This window comes from Allohahella marinimesophila (assembly GCF_039538005.1).
GTDB classification, from domain to species: domain Bacteria; phylum Pseudomonadota; class Gammaproteobacteria; order Pseudomonadales; family Oleiphilaceae; genus Allohahella; species Allohahella marinimesophila.
In genome coordinates this window covers 79,920-104,655 of the sequence record NZ_BAABBO010000010.1, presented here as the reverse complement: position 1 = coordinate 104,655, position 24,736 = coordinate 79,920, and the positions used below count along the sequence as shown (strand labels likewise).

The window sequence follows — 24,736 nt, the reverse complement described above, 5'->3', positions numbered from 1 at the left end:
GGGGTCAGACTGTCCTTACAGAGCCCGAACCGCGTCGACGATCTTTTGGCGTGTGGCCTCGTCAGGCATCTCCCCCTGCGCAGCACCCATGTTTTCACGCACATGTTCAACGCTCGTGGTCGCTGGAATGGCGCAGGTTACGGCAGGGTGCGATACGATGAACTTCAGCAGAACCTGGGGCCAGTTTTCACAATCGATGTCGCGCGCCCATGCCGGTAGTGGCTCGTTAGCATTCTGAACACTGCTCACCAGGCTGCCACCTCCAAATGGGCGGTTGGCAATGACGGCAATACCTTTTTCCTGCGCCAATGGCAGGAGACGATCTTCGACTTCACGGTCAAGAACATTATAAGTCAGCTGAACGAAGTCGATGTCGTGGGAGGTCATGATCTGTTCGAGCTCACGGTGACGTCGTCCGTGTGAGGTCGAAATGCCGACGTGCTTGATTTCACCATTGTCTTTCATGGTCTGCAATGTTTCCAGATGCGGCTCCCAACTCAACAGATTGTGTACCTGCATGAGATCGAATCGCTTCAGGTTCCATTTATCCGCAGACGTGGCGACTTCTTCGCGGGTATCGTCGCCGTCACTCGTCCATACCTTTTCGGCAGAAAACAGTTGCTCTGGATGACCCAGCTTGTCGAGCGCGTAGCCCATGAAATCCTGCGACGATCCGTACATTGGCGAGGAGTCTATCATTTGACCGCCGAGCTCGAAGAAGGCGCTGACCACTTCGGTTCGCTGGTCGCGCAACACCGGATCGCTGCCAACATTGAAAGTTTGCCAGGTGCCCAGGCCTATAACGGCCAGTGATTGGCCGGTGCCGGGAATCTTGCGAGTTGTGACGGCGGCGCCAGGCGCAGCAAGCAACTCGAGTGGCTTCGAAAGCATGATGCCAGCGCCAGCGCTAGCGAAGTGACGCAGCAAGGTGCGTCGGTCCATGTGGGTCATCAGTATTCCTTTTGACCGGGTGTACATGGGTTTACGCACACAAGGCGTATTGAGTCTTCCGGATCGTCAAGACGAACGCTGATAGACCATCACTCGGTTACGGCCAGCGCCTTTAGCCGCGTAGAGGGCCTCATCTGCCTCCCTGATCAGCGCGGAGACGTCCCGTTCGGCTGACTTGGGAATCTGGCTGGAGACACCAACACTGACGGTGACTGGCAGCGACTTGCCTTCCCACTCAAGCGGATGCTGTTCTACTCGTTCTCTTACCCGTTCCGCGACCAGCCGGGCACCTTCAGGCGAAGTGTGGCAAAGCAGAATGGCAAATTCCTCGCCGCCGTAACGAGCCACGAAGTCTCCTGCACGGCTGACGCAGCCCTTGTAGATATCGGCCAGATGCTGCAGACAGGCATCGCCACATTGGTGGCCATAGGTGTCGTTGAACCGTTTGAAGTGGTCGACATCCAGCAGGAGGATCGAAAGATGGGATACGTCACGCGAGCTCTTGCGCCATTCATGATCGATGGTCTCATCGAAGAATCTTCGATTCTTCAGCTTGGTCAGCCCGTCGATGGCATTGAGTTCCTTGAGCTTGTTATTGGCTTCCTCAAGCTCGAGCGTACGCATGCCAACCCGTCTTTCCAGTTCCTGGTTCTGCTCGCGCTGCATGCGCTGATTTTCCGTGGTGACCAGTCGGATGCGATCTGCCAGTGCAAGCGAGAGGAAGATCATCTCCAGTGCAGAGCCAATCTGGATCGAAAACTCCGTAAAGAAATTGATCGGCAGAAGCCCAAAGGTCTTCAGCGCATAGACCAGCATTCCGCACAACAGAATCGTCCAGGAAATCATGAAGTAGCGGGCGGGTTTGAAATCCTGCAACCAACAGCGCAGGCCAACGATGAAGATGCCGGCCGAGGTGATGGCTGTCAGCAAGGTGCCAACCCGGATCACTGGGCCATAAGGCAGGATCAATGAAGTCAGCATGACCCCTATGAACAGGACCAGCATGATGTTGAACAGCTTGTGAGTCCGAGGCGCATTCGTTTTAAGTGAAAGAAACGACTGACTGAAGGCGATGATGAACACCATCCCCAAGCCCATCGTGAAGGCAATGGCGCGATTGTTCCACCAGGGGCTGTCTGGCCAGAGTAGTTCAAACGAGAAGCCGTTCAATGACAGTTGGAAGAGGCCGTAGGTGACGATATAGGCAACGTACAGCAGGTAGTTCATATCCCGGATCGACAGGAAGATGAGCAGGTTGTAGATCGCTAGCGCCAATAGCAGACCATAGTAAAGGCCGTAAAGTCTGCTGGACACGTGGTCCTGCGCGAAGAAGGCATCTTTCGTCCAGAGCACGAGCGGCATCTGCACGGCGCCGCTCGTAGCAGCCCTCAGATACAGATCGACAGTCTGCTCAGGCTCCAGATCGAATGCGAAATTGATGTTGTGATTGGACAGCGATCGCTGCCCGAAAGGCACGGAGTCTCCCGATCGAAAATGCTGGATCTCGCCACCGGGACGGACGATATAGAGCTCGAGAAAGTCCATGATGGGATAGAGCGATTCAAGCACCCATTCATCGTCGTCTGGATGCAGACTCTGCAGGCGAACATGAAACCAGTAAGCGGAGTCAGTAAAGCCGAAATTGAAAGCCTTCGACTGGCCACCCTTGAGTTCACCAGCCTCCTGCAGGTCCTGAACTCGTGCCAGATTCAGGTCATGGGCTGGGTCTTCTACGTATCGGAGCGCTAACGAAAGCTCGTATCGTCCCTGTGGTGCATCCAGCTGAACAGGCGACCGCGTCGGAGAGTCAGGTGATTCAGCGGCGATTGCCGACATGGTAAACAGTAGCAGGAACGCAAGGTATAGCAGCCATTGGGCTGAACAGGTGCCTGCGCGATACAAACCACTCGTCATCGATATTTCACGCTCTTCATCGGATGTTCAAGCCTTACAGTGTAGACGAGTATTTTCCGATGGAGCATCGAGAGCACGGATGCTGGTTAGTTGAGCAAGGTGCCACTCTGAGCAGAGAAAAGCCCCTTTTTCCGACAGGCTCTGAACCAGCGGCTGAACTGGACTTCTGACAGCGGCTTGGCGATGAGATAACCCTGCGCTTCATCGCAATCGAGTAGATTGAGCCGTTGATAGCTTTCGCAGGTCTCGACGCCCTCTGCTACCACGCTGTAGCCGAGATCATGTGCCATATTGATCATCGACTTCACGAGAGTCTGGCCTCGGGTATGCTGCTCCAGGTTTGTGATGAAGCTGCGGTCTATTTTTACCACATGGGCAGGGATATCCTGCAGGTAGGCGAGGCTGCTATAGCCGGTGCCGAAATCATCTATAGCAACGTGAATACCAGCATCGACCAGACGTGAGAGTTGCTCGCGAGCCGCGCGGCCGTTGCTGAGCAGGCCGCTTTCAGTGAGCTCGAGTTCAATGCAGTCCAGTGGCAGATTTTCAGCGGCCATATAGGCCAGCACACGATCGGTAAAATCGGTCTCGATCAGATTGGCTGCAGCAACGTTGATCGCGATTTTCAGGTCAAGACCCTGGCGCCGCCAGACGCCGACCTGTGCGAGCGCATGGCGCAGCACCCAATCTGTGAGCTGACGGCACATTGGCGTTTGTTCGAGAAGTGGAACGAATTCGATCGGATAGATGATGCCCAGGCTACGGTGCTGCCATCTCAGTAGCGCCTCCGCACTCTTACACGCGCCTGTGGCCATCGTCACCCTTGGCTGGTATACCAGATGTAGCTGATCGGTCGACTGGACAGCGTGGCCGAAATCGGAAAGAAGATTGAAGCTTCGTCGATGCAGGGCATCCGATGTCGCAGAATAGATCCCTGCTACCAGATCATGATCCCTCGCGTCACGGGCGGCACAATGGGCGCGCCGCAGTGTAGCTGATGGGGATCCCTTCCCGAGCCGGAACGGTACAATCCCGAACGCGGGGCTCATTGTGAATGAGGTGGTCTCTTCGATATGGGCGGTCATGAGCGCCTCATGCCATTGGTGGGCGCGCTTGATAACTCCGTTGGTCGTGCCGGTGTCCAGATGGACCAGCTGACAGGGTCCGATGTGATAGAGTTTACGCGCTGCTGGCCAGGTGGAATGCGATTCCAATCGCTTGCGAGCGACACAGAGAAGCTCCGATAGATAGGTAGGGCCCATGACCCGCTGCAATGAGCCCAACTGGCTCAGGTCAACCAGCTCGGTACCGACTGCGAAATATGGTTGCCCTGGATGATCGCGAGCGAGATCGTCGAGATCTTCGATGAACTGAACATAGTTCGGCAGGCCACTACTGAAGTCGATGCGACCAACTGCGTGCTGGAGATCTATCTGGTTCATGACCAGACGCGAGCAGTCCTGCAATGCGGTGAGTTCATCATCCGAAGCTTCTCGCGGCTGAAGTCCCAGTACACACATCGAACCAAGCGTGAAGCCATCGTGGGTGACCAGCGGCGCGCCAGCGTAGAATCTGATGCCCGACCTGGCGAGCACGCTATCGACGTAGAAATCCGAGGCCAGCAAGTCGTTGATCACGACTAAATCGGAGGTCATCGTGACTTCATTGCAACAGGCTTTGTAGCGTGGGATTTCCCAATGTTCGACGCCGACACGCGATTTGAACCACTGGCGGTCCTTATCTGTCAGCGAAACAGCAGCGATAGGCAAATCGTAGATCTGTCTGGCCATTCTGACGATGCGGTCGAAGTTTTCACTCGGCGGCGTGTTCAGAAGGTTGAGTTGCCTTAGCGCGGCAAGACGGGCTTTTTCGTAACCATCCATACGTCTTTTCTTTAGGTCAAACGCATTAAATGAACAAGCGGACCTCAGGTTGTCTTACAATCTGATAAGCCATGCCGCTATAACCAAATTATTATTTCTGTTAACCCACCTAGTATATAGTATTTTGACTTTTACTGATCCCATCCAGAGTCTCTATCCAGGATTTAAGGAAACTGTGTGTCCGATTTGAAAGATCCAAGAGTATTGTTCGCCGCCGAGCGAACGCTGCTAGCCTGGAACAGAACGAGCCTCGCGCTGATTGCCTTCGGCTTTCTGATTGAACGCTCGGCGTTATTTCTCGATGCCGTTTCACCGCAGGCGGTGAAGCACGGCACTGATGTCATGACTTTCTGGATCGGTCTTGCTTTCATTGCCGTGGGCGTGTTCGCCGCCGTTTATTCGTCGCGTCAATACAGTCACGTGCTCAATACACTGCAAGCTGCAGAGTTTCCCGACAATTATGCTCCCAGGTGGGGGGTAGGTGTGAATGGCATAGTCGCCCTGCTTGGGAGCATGCTTATTCTGTCGTTATTTCTGGGGCTCGATTGAGTAAAGTCCTGACGATGTGGCTCGGCAGAGGATGACGGGCCTGGACCGCCTGAAAAGCAACAATTTCGATCTTATCAGGTTGTTGCTGGCTGCGATCGTCTGCCTCGTGCATGCCTGGGAGCTCTCTGGTTTTGTCGAGTTGGCCTGGATCGGCACTGTCTTTTCTTCACAGGTCGCGGTCAGCGCTTTTTTCGTTATCAGTGGCTTTCTCATTGTCATGAGCTTTGAGAGAAGTGCGTCATTGCGTACTTATGCGGTCAAGCGTATTCGTCGCATCTATCCTGCCTACGCTATCGTGATCGTACTGTCGGCGTTCGGACTATTCTTCGTCAGTACAGTGCCTGCAGAGGCCTATTTTTCTGAAGCCTGGCTGGACTATCTGCTGGCAAATCTGGTGTTCCTGAACTTCCTCGAGCCGTCGCTGCCCGGGGTCTTTGCCGCCAATCAACTCTCAGCGGTCAATGGCGCCTTGTGGACCCTGAAAATCGAAGCCATGTTTTATATCGCTGTTCCGGTTCTCATCTGGCTGTCCCGGACTTTCAATCCGCTGTCGGTGCTTTTGCTGGGCTACCTTTTCTCGCTCATGTACGCCCTGGGGTTGCAGAACTACGGCGAGCAGATCGGCTCTCAATTTCTCGTCAGACTGGCTCACCAGTTGCCGGGTCAGCTTTCGTATTTTCTGGCGGGCGCCTTCTTTTTCTATTTCCTCGATCTGTTCCTGCGCCGGGTCCTGTTATTTGTAGTGCCTTCAGTGCTGATCATTGCAGTGAATCATGTCTACGCTCTGCCGATTCTCCTGCCTTTTGCCATTGCCACGCTCGTCATATTTTGCGGATTGTTCTGTTTCCTCGGGAACTTCGGCAAGTATGGGGACTACTCCTACGGGGTATATATCGTACATTTCCCCATTATCCAGGTGCTTCTGGCCTGCCAGGTGTTCGTCTCTCAGCCCTGGCAGTTTCTGCTGGCCACGGTCATGCTGACGGCTGTGAGCGCAGTCCTGCTCTGGCATCTGGTAGAAAAGAAATTCCTGCGCTGCGACAGTCATTATATCGGCGGTCCAGGCAGCGAAATGTTCCCAAAAGTGAGCTCCGCATGACTACTCGCACCTTCCAAAAACTGCTGATCGTGTTGGCACTGGGTTTTGCACTTGTTTTTCTTGCGGTGGTCGTGCCCCCGCTTGTGGAGCGTCCGGATCTGATCGGTGCCTTTGCAGCCGGTTTCGTCAACCCGTATGCCTCGGGCTACGCCATGGATGTGTTCTTCTGCTGGTTCGTGTTGGCGGCGTGGGTGTGGTACGAGGCTTCAACCAGGCAGATACGTTATGGCTGGATTGCCCTGGTGCTTGGCATCGTTCCGGGCGTAGCGACCGGATTCGCGGTCTATCTGCTCATGCGCCTTAGCCAGGAAAAGTCATCACATAAGCGCTCTTCGGATGAGCATGTATAGGCGCCCGCGCCGCGGGCTGGAGTAGGCCCTTGATCAACAAGCTACCCCGTTGGGTCGAGTATGGAGCATTTACCCTGGCGCTACTGGCAGGCGTCGTGAACGCCGTGGGTCTTCTTGGGCTTGAACATCAGTCGATTTCGCATCTATCGGGCACGGCGACCTTGCTGGGCACCGGCTTTCTGTCGGGGGCTTCAGTGTTTCATCTGACCGGCATTCTGGTCAGCTTCCTGATCGGCTCAGCCATTTCAGGCTATTTCCTTTCAAGTAGCTCTTTGAAACTGGGCAGACACTATGATTCGATGCTGGTACTGGAAGGCGCGCTGCTCTTCGGTGCCATTTACTGTCTGCAGGAGCAGTCGAGCATTGGCCACTACCTGGCCTCCGCCGCCTGCGGGTTACAGAATGCGCTGGCAACCCGATATAGCGGGGCCATCGTTCGCACCACCCATGTCACCGGCGTAGTGACCGACCTTGGCTTGATGTTTGGGGCGGCTCTACGCGGCGAACCGTTCGACAGGCGCAAGGGCATCCTCTTCCTGCTCATCATTGGCGGCTTCATTGGCGGAGGCACCATTGGATATCTGCTGTTCAGCGCCTTTGCTGTGGCTGCGCTCGCCTTTCCAGCCATCACCTGTTTCTTGCTGGCAGCCGCCTACCGAATGTATGCCCGCGACAAGGTCAAGACAACCTGAGGAAGCAGGGAAGTGATCGTGCTACGGAGCAATGCATTAAATTGCCGCGGCTTTCTTGTGGGATGGCGGTGAGTGTACATACTTGTTGGATTACGCAACTCCATTTCAAAGAGCCGCACTCACCTTCATGAATTCAATTTCTCTGAGTGGCCATGCCCAGATCCATAGCTGAATCCGCCCAGAGGCAGCCGCGCCAGAAGACCATTCTGCGGCGCACGCTGAATTACTCCCAGAAAGATGCTGTGGCGTCAGCCACAATGACCGCATCGAGCGATAACTTCATCAATGCTTTTGCCATCTATTTGCAGGCTTCGGCGGCCCAGATGGGCGTACTGACCGCATTGCCGCAGTTCTTCGGCGCACTCATGCAGATTCTTTCGATCTGGCTGGGGCAGGTGATTCCGCGTCGGAAGCTCGTGTACAACGTAGCCATTATCCAGTGTTGCGGTGTGGCGGTGCTCGCGCTGCTGGCTTTGCCAGTGATCGGCGACAGCGTGAAAGCCTCGAAGGTGCCCTGGCTGATCGGGCTGGTCGTGCTATATCACAGCTGCCTCAATCTTATTCAGCCACAGTGGCGCGCATGGATGGGAGACATTGTACCCAGGCGTCGCAGAGGCGCCTTCTTCGCTGCGCGGACCCGCTTGAGCATGGTAGCGTCACTGGCCGTTTTCCTTGGAGGTGGTGCGCTCCTGACCGGTTTCGACAAGCTTGGCGCGATTGGTATCGGCTTTGCCGTTCTGTTTGCCATAGCGTCCACCGGCAGGGCGGCTTCGAGCTATTATCTCTGGCGGATGCATGACCCTTCAGACCGAAAATACCTGCGTTCGAGGCCCGGCACTGTGGCGCCAGTCGGCCGGTTCGGGTCTTTGAGGGATTACCTGTCGGACCGCAACTTCCTGCACTACACCCTCTTCATCGCCGGGATGCAGGGGGTCGTTGCGATTTCGGCGCCATTCTTTGCCGTGTACATGCTAAAGGTTCTGGAACTGAGCTATCTGCAATTTGCGCTCAACAGCGTCGCTTCAGTGGCTACCCAATTTGCGTTGCTCGGCTTCTGGGGGCGCTTCAGCGATCGACACGGCAACCGACTGGTCATGCTCATAACCAGCTGTCTGCTCCCCCTGCTGCCCATTCTGTGGCTCTTCTCTCCAGACTATTCCTATCTTCTGTTGGTGCAGGTGATATCTGGTTTCGCCTGGAGCGGCTTTACCCTCAGTACCGCAAATTTTCTTTACGATATTCGTCCGCACAAAACGAACTTTGCCGCCTATGCCGCCGTGCAGCAGGCGGTGGGTGCAAGCGCCGTGTTCTGCGGTGCACTTTTTGGCGGCTTTTGCGTCACCTACGCGGATACCATCATGGCCGTGATGCCAGCAGAACTGCGCCTCGAACACGGTGTATTTCTCGTGTTCGTGATTTCAGGTGTTCTGCGTGCCGGCATCGCGTTATGGTTCATTCCACGCTGCAAGGAACCGCGCATTCGAAAGCGTCCGGAGATGTTGCAGATCGTATTCAGAGTTGCCCGCTTCAATCCCATCAGTGGTGTGGTGCTCGACTGGTTGACGGTGACCAGAAAGCGCAAGCTGGAAGAAGAGCGGGATTAAGATAAGCAGCGAGGTCGACATGACTGTTGAACTGGGGATCATCGAAGGTTTTTATGGCAAGCCCTGGCGCTGGCAAGAGCGTCAGGCACTGGTCAGCTTTCTGGCGCCTCATGGCTATAGGTTTTATCTGTATGCGCCAAAGACCGATGCCTATCTTCGACGGCGCTGGCAGGAGACTCACCCGGATGACGCGCTGCGATCACTCACTGCCTTCGCCGACCATTGTCGCGGTCTTGGCGTCCGCTTTGGTGTGGGACTCAGCCCCTACGAACTCTATGCGGATTTTTCCAGTCAAAGCCAGGCTGCGCTGGCGACGAAGCTCGACAGGCTGGTGGATCTTGGCATCGATGACCTGGCCATACTTTTTGATGATATGCCATCGGCCCAACCAGATCTTGCTGCACGGCAGGCGGAAATCATGCACTGGGTGCAAGCTCGCGTACCGCAGCTTCGGCTATTGTTCTGTCCAAGCTATTATTCGGACGATCCCGTGCTCGATCGGGTTTTCGGCCAGCGTCCAGACGGCTATCTCGAAGCGCTGGGTGCGCTGCTCGATCCGGCCATCGAGGTCTTCTGGACAGGCGAGGAGGTCTGTTCGCGGGAAATCTCTCCGGGACATCTGCGAAGGGTCAGTGCTCAGCTCGCGCGTAAACCCTTCCTCTGGGACAACTATCCAGTGAACGACGGCCAGCGAATGTCACAGTTCCTGCATCTGCGAGGAGTGACCGGTCGGCCAGCCGCAAATGCTGAAATGATTGTCGCTCATGGCATCAACCCGGCCTTGCAGTCCACTTTGACCCGGATACCTGCACTGACGCTCGCGGAGAGTTATCAACAGGGCCAGGATTATCAATATGCAGCAGCTTTCAGTCGGGCCGCCAAGCTGGTCGCCGGTGAGCCCCTCGCCAGCCAACTGCAGCGCGACCTCATCAGTCTGAACGATTCCGGCCTGGACAGAATCGGCGAAGACCGCCTCAGGACGCTACGTGATACCTATGCAGCTACAGATCATCCGGCGGCCAGGGAAGTGCTCGATTGGCTCGATGGCGGCTATCGAATCAGCGACGATCTCGTGCAGACCCAATAACGCGCTGGTCAGGGTTTCTTCCCGATCGTATCAGCCACATGCGCGCCGCGTTCGCCCAATGGTTCTTCCGGCCCAACCGTCGAGTCCTTGGCTGTCTGATGTTCCAGCTCGGAGTTCAGCTCTGCCCCCAGTAATATGATGTAGGCGGTAACATAGAACCACATGAGCAGAATGACCACGGCGCCGAGCGAGCCATAGGTCTCGTTGTAGTTTGCAAAGCCCGAAACGTACCACGAGAACAGCGCTGAACCGCCCAGCCAGAGGAGGGTCGACACCACCGAGCCCACGGTGACCCAGCGCCACTGAGGCTTGGCGCGTGACGGACCCAGCCGATACATGGTCGAGAGAATGGTAATGAACAGCAATGCGAGCAAAGGCCAGCGCGCCATGGAAAATGCCTGGGCGACCCAGGAACCGAAGCCGTATTGCTGCAGAATCGCGGGCAGGGCGGCGATGAGCGCGAGTGCCACGATGATGAAGAGCACAGAGGCGATCGTCAGGGCAAAGGCGACCAGCCGAAGCATGATGAAATTTCTGGTTTCCCGCTCTTCATAAACAATATTGAGCGCGATCATCAGCGCCATGGTTCCCCTCATCGCACTCACCAGCGCCAGAAGAATACCGATGACAGCACCAAAACCGAGGGCTTTCTGCGAGCCGCCTGTCAGCGCCTGCATCTGATCGAGCATGAGTTTTCTGGCATCTTCCGGTAACAGGCCCATCATGCTGCTCACCTGTGCCTGGGCGTCGGCCGGGTCGTAGAGCAGCCCATATATGGACACGAAAGCCGCGATCGACGGGAATATGGCGAGCAGGAAGTAAAACGCAACCCCAGCTGATACGAGACCAAGGTTATCCTTCAGGGTTTCGCTCACCACTCTCATCAGAATATCGCGCCAACCCAGGATCGGCATTTCAAGCGGCGACTGGGCTGCCCGACCACGGCTTTTTTCCTTTATCGCCTCATGAGGTAACGGTTCATCGGTATCCTGCTCACGCTCAGGCTTCAAGACTTCGGGGGCATCGCCCGGGTGACTCATGAATCAGACTCCTTTGTCTGCTATCTCTGGTGTTCAAGCGCATACGTAAACCTCCATGCCTGCGGACCCATCGCCGCTCCAGCGTACATCCTGTTTGCGCCGACCTGTTGTGCGCTCCATACTCAGGCCAGCGAATTTCATTGTTCCAGCCAGAGGTCAAGTCATGAGTCCACCGTTCACCGACACCAGTCAGCACCTCATGCTACGCAACGCCACCCTTCGGGATGTGCCTGCCATCATCAAGCTGAGCCGACGTGTCTACGAAGGGACAGGCATGTATGGGTACACGGAAGGTCCTTTGATCGGCCAGATCAACACCTTTCCCGAGGGGCAATTCGTGGCAGTACTCGCCGAAAGCGATGATGACAAAGCAGCCGAGGATGCTGCCGAGGTCGTTGTGGGCTATTGCGCCACATTCCGCGTCGAAGGTGAGGTGGCGCTCAAACCGCATACGTGGACAGAAATCACTGGTAACGGTTACGCCTCACGGCACGACCCCGAAGGCGACTGGCTCTATGGCATGGAGGTGTGTGTCGACCCTGACTATCGTGGGTATCGTATCGGGCAGCGACTCTACAATGAGCGCAAGCATCTGTGCGAGTCCTTCGGTCTGCAGGGCGTCGTCTTCGCCGGTCGTCTACCCACGCTGAGTAGACGGCTGAAGAAATTCAAGACGGTCGAAGCCTATGTCGATGCCGTGGTTCAGAAAAAGCAGCGCGATCCCGTACTGTCGTTCCAGCTGCACAACGGCTTCGAGATTCACGGCATCATTCCACATTATCTCGATGCGGATCATGCCTCGCTGGGCTACGGCATGCATATGGTATGGCGCAATCCAAAGGTCGCCCGTCACGAAGACCATGGCAAACGAAAGAGATATGGCAAACGCCAGCAGAATACAGTTCGTATCGGCACGGTGCAGTATCAGCAGCGACCGGTCGCTTCTTTTGAAGAATTCAGTGAAATTGTGCGCTATTTCGTCGATGTGGTATCGACCTACAAAGGCGATTTCGTGGTGTTTCCGGAACTGTTCACGCTACAGCTGCTGTCGATCGAGCCGGAAAAAGCTTCCCCGGCCGAGGCGATACAGGCGGTGACCAAATATGCCGAGCCTTACCGGGTGCTCATGCGCGACCTTGCGCTTCGCTACAACATCAACATCATTGGTGGCTCCACGCCAGTGATGGCTGAAAACGGCGGCGTCTGCAATATGGCGTATGTCTTTCTGCGCGACGGGCAGATGTTTGAGCAACCAAAGATCCACCCCACGCCCAACGAGGCCTACTGGTGGAATATCACTGGCGGCAATCGTGTTACGGCGATCGAAACGGATTGTGGGCCCATCGGCGTGCTCATCTGTTACGACGCCGAATTTCCTGAGCTGACGAGGCATCTTGTCGACCAGGGCATCCAGATTCTGTTCGTACCATTTTGCACTGATGAGCGTCAAAGCTATCTTCGCGTCCGCTACTGCTGCCAGGCGAGAGCTGTGGAAAATCAGGTCTATGTGGTCCTGTCCGGCAATGTTGGAAACCTGCCAAACGTTCCCAATATGGAGCTGCAGTATGGTCAGAGCTGTATTCTCACACCTTGCGATTTCCCTTTCGCTCGGGATGGTATCGCTGCCGACACGACGCCTAACGTGGAGACGGTGGCCTTCGCTGATTTGCGCAGTGATGTGCTGCTCACAGCCCGAAACAGTGGCACGGTGAAGAACCTGCACGACCGTCGGCACGATCTTTATAACGTTCAATGGAGGGGCGAGTAAGCGTGATTTATTACAGCGAACCTGCGGGTTTGCTGTAAATACTACACGCCCGGCGTGGTTTCGTCATCGCCACCAGGAAGCGAGGGGACCATCGGCCATTCGCTTGTCTCGGAATGATCTGGACATTGACCGGCGAGGCACAGTACTTGCTTCGTTGTCTGTCTGATATGTTCACCAATCCGGACCTTAAGGCATCATCATGGCAATGCGATCACTGTGGAAAGGACAGCTCAGACTCTCACTCGTTTCAATTGCGGTGGAGCTGTATTCTGCCACCCGAACAGGGTCCAGAGTCAGCTTCCGCCAGATTCACGAGCCCAGTGGCAAGCGCATAAAATATGAGAAAACTGCTGAAGGTATTGGACCGGTAGACAAGGACGACATCGTCAAGGGCTACGAGTATGAAAAGAATAATTATGTGCTCCTGAAGCCGGAGGAGATCGAAGAGGTGAAGCTGGAGTCGAAGAAGACTTTCGAGCTGGTTCAGTTCGTCGAAGCCTGTGAGATTCCTCCCTTGTATTTCGACAAACCATACTACCTCGTGCCCGCTGATGATCTGGCGCAGGATGCATACCGGGTGGTTCGCGACGCCTTGCGTCAGACCAGTCGGGTAGGTATCGGCCAGATCACCCTCAGGGGGCAGGAGCATCTCGCTGCGGTAAAGCCATGCGGAGACGGGCTATTGCTGGAGACGCTTCACTATTCTGACGAGATCCGCAATGCCGACCCATTGTTTTCCGCCATCAAGGATGAAGCCGTGTCGGAAGACCTGCTCGATGTCGCAACAGCCCTTATCGAAAAGAAAACTGCGCCCTTCGATGCCGCGGTCTACAAGGATCATTACAGCGATGCACTCAAGGCACTGATTGCGGCAAAAATGAAGAGCAAGTCGGGCAAAAGGGTGTTGGAAGAGAATGAAGCGCCTGCTGCCGGCGGTAGGCAGGATAACGTCGTCGACCTCATGGCGGCATTGAAAAAAAGTCTGGAAGGGGCAGGAAAGGGAGGCACGAAATCCGCAAATGCTCGGAAGAGCCCCGCCAGCAAGACAGCCAGCAGTGCGAAATCCAGTGGCGCGAAGAGTTCGTCGAAACAGGCTGACAAGACGCCGGCCCCCAAGGCGCGTAAAAAGCGGGCCTGATCGATGGCCACATCCAAAAAAGCCAGAGTGTCAGCGAACCCGCTTGATGGGCTTGATACCTATAATGCGAAGCGTGACTTCAGCCGTACAGCCGAACCCGCGGGTGACCTGGCCACCTACGGGCGCCCCAAGGCCAGTGGCGAAACCTTACTGTTCATGGTGCAGAAACACGCTGCCACACGACTGCACTATGATTTTCGGCTTGAATTCAACGGCGTGCTGCTGAGCTGGGCGGTCACGAAAGGCCCGAGTCCGGACCCCTCGCAAAAGCGACTGGCCGTCCGCACCGAAGACCATCCACTGTCATACGCTACTTTCGAAGGCACGATTCCCAAAGGTGAGTACGGCGGTGGCACAGTCATGCTCTGGGATCAGGGTACCTGGGAGCCCATCGGCGATCCAAAGGCAGGTCTGAAGAAAGGCAAGTTGGAATTCAGGCTCTCCGGCCAGCGCATGCAGGGCGGATGGGTGCTTGTGCGCATGCGGGTGAAGGAAAAGACGACACGCGAAAACTGGCTGCTGATCAAGAGTCGGGACGAATTTGCGGTCGATGAGGCTGATAGCCTGACCGAGAGCTTTCAGGTCAGCATTACAACTCAGAGAAGCATGGATGACATTGCGGCCAATGTCGCTGCGCCGGCCAGAAAAACTGGCGGCAGGCAAGCCTCGCCATCGCTGGCTGCGCCCGACTTCTCGAAGCCACAACTCGCCACACTCGCTGCTTCTGCTCCGGAAGGAGATGGCTGGCTCAACGAAGCAAAATTCGACGGGTATCGTCTGCTGTGCAGTATCGGCGCGCGCGGTTCAAAGCGCAGCACACACTGCTTTACCCGGTCGGGTAAGGACTGGACAGCAAAATTCCCGTCTATAGCTGATGCACTGTCCCAGCTTGACTGCCGCTCGGCACTCATCGATGGCGAGGTGATCGCTGCGGGAGATAACGAAGGATCAGACTTTTCTGCGTTGCAGGGCGCGCTGTCTGCCGCGGAAAATGGAGCTGCTGAAGGGGTTGAATTCATGGCATTCGACCTGCTGGAGATCGATGGGGAAGACTGGCGCAACAAGCCACAAATTGAACGTAAGGAAAGACTGCGTCAGCTCTTGCGCTCCACACCAGCCAACAGCCCGATTCGGTTCAGCGAACATATACTCGGCTCCGGTCCGGAGGTGTTCAAGGCACTTTGCGCCAACGGTCGGGAAGGCATCATCGCTAAACAGGCCTCCGCCAGCTATCGCGGTACGAGAAGCAAGTCCTGGCTCAAGATCAAGTGCTCCAGGCGCCAGGAGTTCGTGATAGCGGGTTTTTCACCCTCTGATAAACCAGGACGGCCTTTTGCTTCGCTGCTTGTGGGGAGTTACCTGCATGGGAAGCTGATCTACCACGGCCGCATTGGTACTGGCTTTTCCGCAACGCTGATGGATGATCTGTATGCACGCATGACGACATTGAGGCGCAAGACATCTCCCTTCGAATCCAGGCCCGGTCCTGAGTCAGATCCCGTCCCGACATCCATCGCCAAGACAGCCCAATGGCTGACGCCGAAGCTTGTCGTCGAGATAGAGTTTGCCGAATTGACAGATGGCGGCCATATTCGCCATGGCGTCTTCCAGGGGGTTCGGGAAGACAAGCCTGCCAGAGATGTTCACTTCGAGCAGGCAGAGGCTGCGGTGCAGTCATCCCGACAGCCGAAAGCGCGCGTACCGCAAAAGAAGGTCCGGCCAGAGCATGCGAAGATGAAGCAGGGTTCGAACGACAACCATGAAAAGCAAACCGTACAGGGCATTACGCTGACGAATCCGGACAGGGTGCTGTTCCCTGACCAGGGGCTGACGAAGCTCGATCTGGCGAGCTATTACGAGGCTGTCGCCGACCGCATGCTGCCGCTTATCAGCGACTATCCGCTCTCCCTCGTGCGTTGCCCGTCGGGGCGCTCCTCGAACAGCAAGCGCTGCTTTTTCCAGAAACACGCTTCCGATGGCTTTCCCGAGGCGCTTCACACGCTGCCTATTACTGAAAACAGTGGCAAGGACAAGGATTATCTCTACCTCTCGGATGCAGCTGGCCTGGTGGCAGGAGTACAGATGGGAACCCTGGAATACCATATATGGGGGGCCAAGCGTGACCGCCTCGAGAAGCCGGCACGGCTTGTTTTTGACCTCGATCCGGATGAAGGGCTGGATTTCGAGGCCGTCAAGGATGCGGCAGCACTGGTTCGGGGCGGGTTGCAGGTGCTCGGGCTCGAGAGCCTGCCACTGGTGACCGGTGGTAAGGGCATCCATGTGGTGGTCCCCCTGCGCCGCACCGCCGAATGGCCGCAGGTCAACGCCTTTGCAAAAGCTTTTGCCATGCATCTGGTGGCTCAATTTCCGGAGCGTTATACCGCGACAATGTCGAAGAAAAAGCGAGTCGGCAAACTCTTCCTCGATTATTTCAGGAATGACCGAGGCTCGACTGCGATCGCGCCATATTCGACGAGAGCGAGAGCGGGGGCACCGGTGGCCACGCCTGTCTCCTGGGAGGAGCTCGACAAGCTTGACACGGCATCGACTTTCAGTCCGGCGAGCGTCATCGAGCGCTTGAAACACGCTGATCCCTGGGCAAAGTACGAAGCATTGTCGCAGTCGGTCACCAAGGACATGCTTGAACGTCTCAACGCTGAAACTGTCTGATTCGACCCGCCGACTAACACGCCACACTTCCGTATGGACCCTCTCATCTGCCAGAATGCCGGTCCAATTCCGAGGGCTGGATAGTGGCCATATCTGCAACAGTACTGAGTGTTTTCATACCCACCTTCTTTATGGTGAGCATAACTCCCGGCATGTGCATGACGCTCGCGCTGTCCCTTGGTATCAGTATCGGGGTTCGACGGACGCTCTGGATGATGGCTGGTGAATTACTGGGCGTTGCACTGGTAGCCACCCTGTCTGCTGTCGGCGTGGCTACTCTGATGCTCGAACATCCCGAGCTCTTCATCCTATTGAAATACGGTGGTGGGGCCTACCTGTTGTATCTGGGCATTCAGCTTTGGCTCAGCCGTGGCAAACTCGCCTTTGCTGAAGTGAATGACCGGCTGCAGTCAACCAGCCGCTTCGCGCTGGCCAGCCAGGGCTTCGTAACGGCGATTGCAAACCCGAAGGGCTGGGCCTTTTTTATAGCACTGCTGCCGCCGTTCATCGATTATGCAACGCCGGTCGTGCCGCAGCTGCTGACGCTGGTATCGCTTATTCTGTTACTGGAATTCGCCTGTCTGCTTATCTACGCCAGCGGAGGCAGAACGATGCGGCAAGTGCTGCTACAGCAAGGCAAAGTGCGTTTATTGAACAGAATAGCTGGTGCGATGATGATAGTCGTGGCCTTATGGCTGGCGGTCGGCTAGAAAATATTCGAAGGAATTGTGAAAACGACTGAGCAGGGCTTCATCGAGAATGAATCCCTCAGGATCGTCGTTGAAAACGCCGCTGATCTGAGATTGATGCGCGGCGATTGCCCGTTGTTTTTCGGGCACGACGTGGCGAATATCAATGGCCAGGCAGTCGCGCTCCGCCAGCAGACCAGTATGTGAGGCTAAATCGCGCTCCATACCCCACATTGGATACTCCAGACGACGAGCCAGCAGTTCGCAGTGGTCTAGGGCGCTTGTGCCGATGTGCCAGCTGGCTACGTGATCTCGGTGCTCGTCGTGCTGCCAGGGCAGGAGCACCGTGGCAGGTTGTACCTCACAGAGTATCCGGCAGACCTCAGCGACTGCGGATTGAAAGGCCGCCGGCTGCTTCGGGTCGTCTCCAGGCAAGGGCACCCGTGTGTCCGGCAGACGGAGGAAATGCAGGTTTTTCGGAGTAACGTTGAGTACTGCGGCGGCTGCATGGGCCTCCTCTTCCCTGATCATCCGCCGGACCTGTCGCCTGAAGCGAAGTGAGTTCGGATGAGACATCGAGCCATCACTGACGAACAGAATATGTACCGGGCACTCATAGCGACGTAGGAGGGCGATGGTGCCTCCGCAGCCAAGGCTTTCATCGTCCGGATGTGGTGCCACCACGAGCGTAGACCCAAAGTCGGCCACACTCCTCCCGGGGCGGTACTCGGCGCTTTCGCGCAGGTGGTCGAACAGGGTGCGGGCAGGTGTCATGAGCTGCAGTATCCTTTTAGCCTGCTTACCTCCCGGTTGCCACGGTGAGTGGCAATACAGACTGGCGCAAGACGACTGAATGCCCGCTATTGCCTTGTAAACTCGCCAATTCCGGTCTGACGCAGGTCTTGTATGAAGCACGCGGTCCCGAATCATAAATCGATTTAGCTGCTATTCTCAATAAACAGTTATAAGTGTGTCTTAAACGAGGTCGCTCTATTTGTGATGGTAACACCTGACGACGTCAAATATGGTCAAACTGAATAGATCGGTCGCTCAGCTTGCCGTCTCAGAGTCCCGTGCCCTCGGCTTAGGTGTCTTCCCGGCTTGCTGCGCGGTGCTGCTCGGGCTTGTGTTGTGGTCTGCACCAGGCCATGCGCAGGCGGCCGACTTTGTCTTTTCGCCGGCGATGACCCAGCACAGCCTCAGTAGCAGTACCGAGGTGCTGGTTGATTCGAGCAAGGCGCTGGACTTTAGTCAGGTCCAGCAGCAGCCGGAGTCACGATGGTCGCCAGTGCTCAGCGAAACGCCCTCGTTTGGTTTCACGGGTGATACTTACTGGGCCCGCTTCACGATCAGCAATCCGACATCTGAGCCGCAGCAGCTTCTTCTGGAGGTCGGCTACGCACTACTCGATACGGTGAAACTGTATCAACCACAGGGCGATGGTGAGGTGCTGGTGCAGGAAGCCGGGGATGGCATTCCCTATCGCGACCGAATAATGGATCACCGCGATCTCCTGTTTCCGCTGGCGCTACCGGCCGCTGCCAGTCAACAATTCTACCTGGAGATCGAAAGCACCAGCGCCATGCAGTTTCCGCTGCAGCTCTGGCAGGTCATCGAGTTCTATGAAGACGATCAGTATCACATCTTCTGGCACGGGCTGTACTACGGCATCGTATTCGTGATGGTGCTCTATAACCTGTTTCTGTATGCCAGAATCAGAGATCGTGTATACCTCTATTATGTACTGTATATCTCAAGCTTCTCGGTGGTCCAGCTTACGCTCTCCGGTTTCGCCTATCAGTTGCTCTGGCCGGGTGCCGTGGCCTGGAACAGCGCCGCCGTCGTGGTGGTTGGGTCCTCCGTGGTCCTGTTTGCCTGCGTCTTCGTTCAGCGTGCACTCAAGCTCGGTGAAGGCTTTCCCTTGCTCAAACGCTACCTGGACGTGATCGCGTCGCTTGCCACGGTCTGTCTGGTTTTCGGACTTTTTGCGCCATATGGCCTGATGATCAAGTTTGCTACAGCGCTCATCATTGTCACCTGTGCTTCAATACTGTTGATCAGTTATTACGTCTGGCTGCAGAGCAAACGGCGTTATGCAGCGCTATTTGTGCTCGCATGGACAATGTTTCTGTTCGGGGTGCTTTGCCTTTCTCTGAACAAGTTCGGCCTTCTTCCCAGAAATTTCATCACGGAGTACGCAGCGCAATTTGGCTCGGCTCTGGAGATCATCATCCTGTCCTATGCGTTGGCAGAACGTCTGTACGACGCTCATCGGCAAAGCTACCAGGCTGAACTCAAGGCGCGAACGGCGAACGAGACGCTGCTCGAAGAGCAACAACGGCATTCCATGCTACTCGGGGTGACTGTACGGGAGCGGACCGAGGCACTCGAGCAGGCGCTGAAGCAGGTGAAATCGCTCAACGTCGAACTCCGTGAACTGAGTACTACCGATACCCTGACAGGCCTCAAGAATCGGCGCCACATGGATGACGTTCTGCAACGCGAGTTCCTGCGGGCGAGCAGAAATAAGAGTGAACTCTCGCTGATCATGTTCGATATCGATCATTTCAAACAGATCAATGACAGCGCTGGTCACCTTGCCGGAGATCAATGCCTGCAGGCCCTGGCAAGCGCTATCATGCCCTTGCTGAGGCGTCCGCCGGACGAGATTTGCCGCTATGGTGGAGAAGAGTTCCTGATTATTCTGCCGGAAACGAGCTGCGAGGGGGCCACTACCGTGGCAGAGAAAATCAGACAGACTGTCGGCGCACTCTCCATTCAGACTGACGCGGGCCCGCAAAGTCTTACGATCAGCCTTGGGGTCAGCTGCTTTAGACAGGGCAAGACATCAATCGTCTCTGAAATGCTGCAGCAGGCGGACGATGCCCTGTACCAGGCCAAGGCAGGCGGGCGCGATCAGACCAGGGTTGCCGAAGGCAGCGTTTGAGGGGCGGCGCTGTGCATCGGGCACAGCGCCTGATCGAGCAGTCCTAAAGACCGGCGTTCTTCAACCGGTTGGCCTGCTGACGATACATGGCGATGGGATCATGCCAGAGTTCACGAGCTCCGAAAAGATGGTTCACTGCGTCCACATGATTGGCTGCCCGTGCGCCGATATGATAGCCCATTCGCTGGGAACACTCCGCCACCAGACCGTCGCTCTGTTCCCAACCGAAGGGTAGTGAAGTAATGCCCAGGAAGGGGTCCGTCACGTCGAGTACGTTGGTGAGCACCCTGTCACCGGACCACGAATAGAGCTTGATATTGTTACCTCTGACACTCACCTGACTGGCCCGGTCGTTGGTACAATAGCCTGACGACACGCCGTAACCATGACGACTGTTGAGATCGTTCGTGCCATTGGTCGTGAGCGTCTTCAATGCAGCCAGCGCGTCCTGCGAATGGCTCGCACCAGATAACAGGTTGATGAGCCCGCCCACAGCGTTGGCCAGACCAGCAATTCCACCCTGCACACCAGTCGGGATCAAACCGTTGAGCGCGTCGGCGGTCTTCGAACCCTTGTTGACACCGTGGACCGATGTCACTGATTTGATACGACCGTTGCCCCAGCCGTTCCTGGAGGCATCGAAGGTAATGGCAGCGCGACTGGTAGGGGCGCCCTGGCTGTGCGCCATGATGTTGAACTTGCCAGAGCCGTAACGGTTGTTGTTGATATCGTTCGCGAGCTGCTGACCGCGCTGCTCACTGTAATTGAACGCCGAAACGCTGGCGACCTTGACGTCGGCACCGGAACGGCAAAGGTTAAGCGGGATGGTGTGGAAGTAGCCGATCAATCCACCGACCGTGCTGAATCCACTGACCCCGTGGACGAGCAGAATCGGGTTCTGGGTGTCGGTGTAGCCGCCTCCGGTACCAGACCACGCACTACAGGCAGCAAGCGCCTGGCTTGCTGGAACAGAACAGCTTGCGGCAATCGCCGCCATTGCGATGAGCTTTTTCATGACAGATCTCCGGAATTATTTTTATTGGATACCGTGCCGTGGATTCTGATGCTTACAGGCGTCAGGTGGTCCCAGCTGATGCTAGAAATGGGCTTTTTCCGGTTATCTCACAAGCACCCATACGGGTGATTGCCGCAGTTATTCAGCGTTAGAATCGACACTTGAGTGGGAAATATTTTGCAGGTGTGACGGTAATCACAAAACTCGATGCAGAACTTTGCAGGGGGTTGTCATGAGGAGGTGGCAAAATTAACAGGACAGTGCCTGGCGGCACTATCCTGTGAGTACTGTTCGTTAGCCGCCTGCAGAGACAGCTAATAAAGTTGACGCGGTATCAGAGGCCGGCGTTCTTCAGCCGGTTCGCCTGCTGACGGTACATGCCGACAGGGTCGTGCCACAGTGAGCGGGTGCCCAGCAGATGATTGACTTCATCCACATGGTTGGCGTCACGTGCCCCGAGGAACTGCCCCATGCGCTGTGAGCATTCCGAAACCAGACCATCGTTGGCTTCGCCTTTGAACGGCAGTGAGGTCAGGCCGAGGAAGGGATCAGTGATATCGAAGACGTTCGTCCATACCTTCGTGCCAGCCCATGAATACAAGCGAATGTTGTTGCCTCTCACATTGACCTGAGATGCGCGGTCGTTGGTGCAATAGCCTGAAGAGATGCCGTAGCCATGACGTCTGTTGAGATCGTTGGTGCCGGCTGTGCTGAGGGTGCGCAATGCGCCCAGGGCATCTTGCGAGTTGTTGTTACCAGACAACGCGTTGATCAGGCCGCCAAAAGCGTTGGCCAGCGCTGCCACGCCGCCCTGGACGTTGGAAGGAATAGCACCATTGAGTGCGTCAGCTGTCTTCGACCCCTTGTTAACGCCACCAACAGATGTCAGCGACACCACTCGACCATTGCCCCAGCCATTCTTGGCTGCGTCAAAAGTGATGGCCACACGTCCGGTGGGCGCACCCTGGCTATGGCCGATCATGTTGAACTTGCCGCCGCCGTAGCGATTGTTGTTGATATCGTTGGCCAGCTGCTGCCCACGCTGCTCACTGTCGTTGAAGGCTGCGATGCTCGCTACCTTGACGTCCGCCCCAGAGCGGCAAAGATTCATTGGAATGGTGTGGAAGTAACCGATCAGACCACCGATGGTGCTGAAGCCACTGAGGCCGTGGACGAGGAGGATAGGGTTCTTGGTGTCGGTATACCCGCCGCCAGATCCCCACCACTTTGAACAACCGGCGGCGAGGGTCTGGGAGGATATCAGTGCGGTACAGGCCGCTATGCCTGCAGCTGCAACAAGCTTCTTCATGGTAGAGCTCCAATATTGTATTTATAATTTTTTGGTGCGTCAGTCTGTGCTGACCAGACTTCAGAATCGTTTGGGCCAGGGGGTAAGGACAACAGCCCATACGGGTGACACGGCGCAGGATCAGGGGTTTAGGCCTGCTTCCAGGTCTTGGTATGTGATGCGCATCACACTTTCTGCCTTGGGCTTTCCAGTCGATCTCTACGTATTCTCCCTGGCGATTCTGTAGCAAGCGTCAGAGGCCTATCATGCAAAATTCCATTGTCAGACAGAATGCCACGTTGATAACCGTTATGAACGTAGTCCTCGGGGGTGCACTTGCCATGGCCTCCATATCCACGGCTCAAGCCGCGGAGACCGTAAAGGTAACGCCACTGGGGAGTCATGAAGGTGAATTCTGTGGCCGCGATCGTGCGCTGATTTTTGAAGATCCTGACGGTACCCGCATTCTCTATGATGTCGGGCAGACCGTCACCGGAGTGAATGACAAACGGCTTGGTAAAATCGATGTTGTCCTCGTCAGCCACATGCATGGCGATCATGTCGGGGATCGGCATATGAAGACCCAAAATGCTGGCTCCTGCGCAAAACCCGAGATCAGCGAAGCGGCGCTCCCGGAAACCCTTAGCGTGAAGATAGCCGCCGCGAAAAAAGCGAAGATCATAACCGGGTCCGAGATGCCGAAGTTTTTCGGGGCGAAGCTGAAGTCTGTCGGCGCCAGTGCGGAAGATGCCGTGCTCGTGCGTTTTGGTGGTTCAGTGACCCACGGCGGCGTGAAATTCACCACGGTGCCCGCTACGCACAGCAACGGCGTGGCGCCTGGTATGATCGGTGGGTCGCTGGGTGACACCATGGAAGCTGCAGGGATTTCCGCTTACGTCGGTCCACCTACTGGCTACGTCATCACTTTCAGCAATGGTCTGGTGGCTTACCTGTCCGGAGATACCGGTATCATTGCAGAGCAGAAGACGACCGTGCAGGATCACTACGAGGCCCAGCTCGTTGTCATGAATATTGGTGACACTTACACGACAGGCCCGAAAGAGGCTGCTTACGTCATCAATGAACTCATAGAGCCTGGCGCCGTCATTGCTTCTCACGCCAATGAAGCAGCCACCGATGGAGGCAAGGTGCGGGAGGGCACGAAGACTGAGGCCTTCATGAAGGCGAGCGAGGTGCTGGTGCATCTGCCGCTGAGCGGACGCACCATGGCATTCGACAAGACAGGCAAATGCGTAGACGGCTGTAATTAATAGCGGATATCAACAGAGAACAGGAGACGTACATGAGCAGGGTTCATTTCATAGGTGGTGAGAAGGGTGGTGTAGGCAAGTCCATGACGGCGAGGGTGCTGGCACAGTATCTGATTGACGCTGGACGGCCCTTCGTAGGCTTCGACGCCGACGCCTCGCACAGCACCTTCGCGCGGTTTTACGATGAGTTCAGCTCGCAGATCACCATCGATGAATACGAAAGTCTCGACCAGATCCTGCAAGCTGCAGAGGATCACCCTGATTCCGATATCATCGTTGACCTGGCGGCCCAGACGTCCCGAAGCCTGGAGCGCTGGATCGATGACAGTGATGCCTTCGCGGCGTTCGAGGAGCTTGGTAAAGAGGTGTTTTTCTGGCACGTCATGGATGATGGTGCTGACTCGATTCGACTGCTTGAAACCCTGCTTGATCAGCAGGTGTTCGGCAGTGTCCAGCTCGTAGTTGTGCAAAACGAAGGGCGCGGCGGTAATTTCGGCAAGTTCGAAGCTTCAGAGGCCTTTCGCAAGGCGCAGGGTCGATATGCCAGATTTGTCACGCTGCCGAGGTTGTCTGCGCCGCAGGCACAAAAAATTGATTTCAACAATATGAGCTTCTGGGCGGCTGCCAACAATCGTGACATGTTTTCGATCGGTGAGCGGCAGCGTGTCAGGGCATGGTTGAAAAAAGTGTACAAGTCCCTGCAGGACACGCTTGGCTCGTCATCCACCGAGACAAGCTCGCAGGTGGCTATCTCAACCCCATCCTGAGGGAGATGTGAGAC

The 24,736-nt window shown here is 56.0% G+C and carries 20 protein-coding genes; 13 read left to right on the top strand and 7 right to left on the bottom strand.

The features are described 5' to 3' along the window. Nucleotides 1-15 precede the first annotated feature (15 nt). The 3 genes from ABD735_RS11600 to ABD735_RS11590 form a co-directional block, all read right to left on the bottom strand. On the bottom strand, nt 16-951 hold the full coding sequence (locus tag ABD735_RS11600; protein ID WP_344806543.1) for an aldo/keto reductase: 936 nt from the start codon (nt 949-951) through the stop codon (nt 16-18). 66 nt (nt 952-1,017) lie between these two features. Further along, on the bottom strand, nt 1,018-2,865 hold the full coding sequence (locus ABD735_RS11595; RefSeq protein ID WP_344806541.1) for a sensor domain-containing diguanylate cyclase: 1,848 nt from the start codon (nt 2,863-2,865) through the stop codon (nt 1,018-1,020). An 86-nt stretch (nt 2,866-2,951) separates the two neighbouring features. After that, nucleotides 2,952-4,748 (bottom strand): sensor domain-containing phosphodiesterase, encoded by a 1,797-nt coding sequence (locus tag ABD735_RS11590; RefSeq protein WP_344806539.1) that lies wholly within the window; start codon nt 4,746-4,748, stop codon nt 2,952-2,954. Between the two features lie 177 nt (nt 4,749-4,925). On the opposite strand from ABD735_RS11590, the gene ABD735_RS11585 reads away from it, so the two are divergent. The 6 genes from ABD735_RS11585 (at nt 4,926) to ABD735_RS11560 (ending at nt 10,129) form a co-directional block, all read left to right on the top strand. After that, complete coding sequence (locus ABD735_RS11585) at nt 4,926-5,297, top strand: YidH family protein (protein ID WP_344806537.1); 372 nt, start codon at nt 4,926-4,928, stop codon at nt 5,295-5,297. A gap of 31 nt (nt 5,298-5,328) precedes the next feature. After that, nucleotides 5,329-6,396, top strand: coding sequence for an acyltransferase family protein (locus tag ABD735_RS11580; protein ID WP_344806535.1), 1,068 nt, complete (start codon nt 5,329-5,331; stop codon nt 6,394-6,396). Beyond that, a complete protein-coding gene (locus ABD735_RS11575; RefSeq protein ID WP_344806533.1) occupies nt 6,393-6,746 on the top strand; it encodes a DUF2834 domain-containing protein in 354 nt (117 codons plus the stop codon). Before ABD735_RS11580 ends, ABD735_RS11575 begins: the two co-directional genes overlap by 4 nt. A gap of 29 nt (nt 6,747-6,775) precedes the next feature. Continuing rightward, complete coding sequence (locus ABD735_RS11570) at nt 6,776-7,438, top strand: YoaK family protein (protein WP_344806531.1); 663 nt, start codon at nt 6,776-6,778, stop codon at nt 7,436-7,438. A gap of 152 nt (nt 7,439-7,590) precedes the next feature. After that, nucleotides 7,591-9,042: an MFS transporter gene (locus tag ABD735_RS11565; protein WP_344806529.1), complete on the top strand. Its 1,452-nt coding sequence runs from the start codon at nt 7,591-7,593 to the stop codon at nt 9,040-9,042. 19 nt (nt 9,043-9,061) lie between these two features. Continuing rightward, the gene (locus tag ABD735_RS11560) at nt 9,062-10,129 is read left to right on the top strand and encodes a beta-N-acetylglucosaminidase domain-containing protein (protein WP_344806527.1); all 1,068 of its coding nucleotides are present in this window, start codon (nt 9,062-9,064) and stop codon (nt 10,127-10,129) included. A gap of 8 nt (nt 10,130-10,137) precedes the next feature. Here the strand turns inward: ABD735_RS11560 and ABD735_RS11555 are convergent, their stop codons facing one another. Next, a complete protein-coding gene (locus ABD735_RS11555) occupies nt 10,138-11,169 on the bottom strand; it encodes a YihY/virulence factor BrkB family protein (protein ID WP_344806525.1) in 1,032 nt (343 codons plus the stop codon). A 163-nt stretch (nt 11,170-11,332) separates the two neighbouring features. On the opposite strand from ABD735_RS11555, the gene ABD735_RS11550 reads away from it, so the two are divergent. From ABD735_RS11550 to ABD735_RS11535, 4 genes are all read left to right on the top strand, one after another. Then, nucleotides 11,333-12,937, top strand: coding sequence for a carbon-nitrogen hydrolase family protein (locus ABD735_RS11550; protein WP_344806523.1), 1,605 nt, complete (start codon nt 11,333-11,335; stop codon nt 12,935-12,937). Between the two features lie 199 nt (nt 12,938-13,136). Beyond that, complete coding sequence (ku, locus tag ABD735_RS11545; RefSeq protein WP_344806521.1) at nt 13,137-14,075, top strand: non-homologous end joining protein Ku; 939 nt, start codon at nt 13,137-13,139, stop codon at nt 14,073-14,075. 3 nt (nt 14,076-14,078) lie between these two features. Next, complete coding sequence (gene ligD, locus ABD735_RS11540) at nt 14,079-16,745, top strand: DNA ligase D (RefSeq protein WP_344806519.1); 2,667 nt, start codon at nt 14,079-14,081, stop codon at nt 16,743-16,745. An 89-nt stretch (nt 16,746-16,834) separates the two neighbouring features. Continuing rightward, a complete protein-coding gene (locus ABD735_RS11535; protein WP_344806767.1) occupies nt 16,835-17,455 on the top strand; it encodes a LysE family translocator in 621 nt (206 codons plus the stop codon). Here the strand turns inward: ABD735_RS11535 and ABD735_RS11530 are convergent. After that, entirely contained in the window at nt 17,435-18,208 is a 774-nt protein-coding gene (locus ABD735_RS11530; protein ID WP_344806517.1) for a PIG-L deacetylase family protein, read from the bottom strand. The two genes, ABD735_RS11535 and ABD735_RS11530, sit on opposite strands and share 21 nt — an antisense overlap. A gap of 250 nt (nt 18,209-18,458) precedes the next feature. On the opposite strand from ABD735_RS11530, the gene ABD735_RS11525 reads away from it, so the two are divergent. Then, nucleotides 18,459-20,381 carry a sensor domain-containing diguanylate cyclase gene (locus ABD735_RS11525; RefSeq protein ID WP_344806515.1) on the top strand — a complete coding sequence of 641 codons (1,923 nt, stop codon included), beginning with the start codon at nt 18,459-18,461 and terminating at the stop codon, nt 20,379-20,381. 43 nt (nt 20,382-20,424) lie between these two features. Here the strand turns inward: ABD735_RS11525 and ABD735_RS11520 are convergent, their stop codons facing one another. After that, a complete protein-coding gene (locus ABD735_RS11520) occupies nt 20,425-21,396 on the bottom strand; it encodes an esterase/lipase family protein (RefSeq protein WP_344806513.1) in 972 nt (323 codons plus the stop codon). A gap of 334 nt (nt 21,397-21,730) precedes the next feature. Then, on the bottom strand, nt 21,731-22,705 hold the full coding sequence (locus ABD735_RS11515) for an esterase/lipase family protein (protein WP_344806511.1): 975 nt from the start codon (nt 22,703-22,705) through the stop codon (nt 21,731-21,733). A gap of 245 nt (nt 22,706-22,950) precedes the next feature. Here ABD735_RS11515 and ABD735_RS11510 point away from each other — a divergent pair, with 245 nt between their 5' ends. Together ABD735_RS11510 and ABD735_RS11505 are read left to right on the top strand one after the other, a co-directional pair. After that, nucleotides 22,951-23,955, top strand: coding sequence for an MBL fold metallo-hydrolase (locus ABD735_RS11510; RefSeq protein WP_344806509.1), 1,005 nt, complete (start codon nt 22,951-22,953; stop codon nt 23,953-23,955). A 32-nt stretch (nt 23,956-23,987) separates the two neighbouring features. Continuing rightward, nucleotides 23,988-24,722 carry a nucleotide-binding protein gene (locus tag ABD735_RS11505; protein WP_344806507.1) on the top strand — a complete coding sequence of 245 codons (735 nt, stop codon included), beginning with the start codon at nt 23,988-23,990 and terminating at the stop codon, nt 24,720-24,722. Nucleotides 24,723-24,736 lie beyond the last annotated feature (14 nt).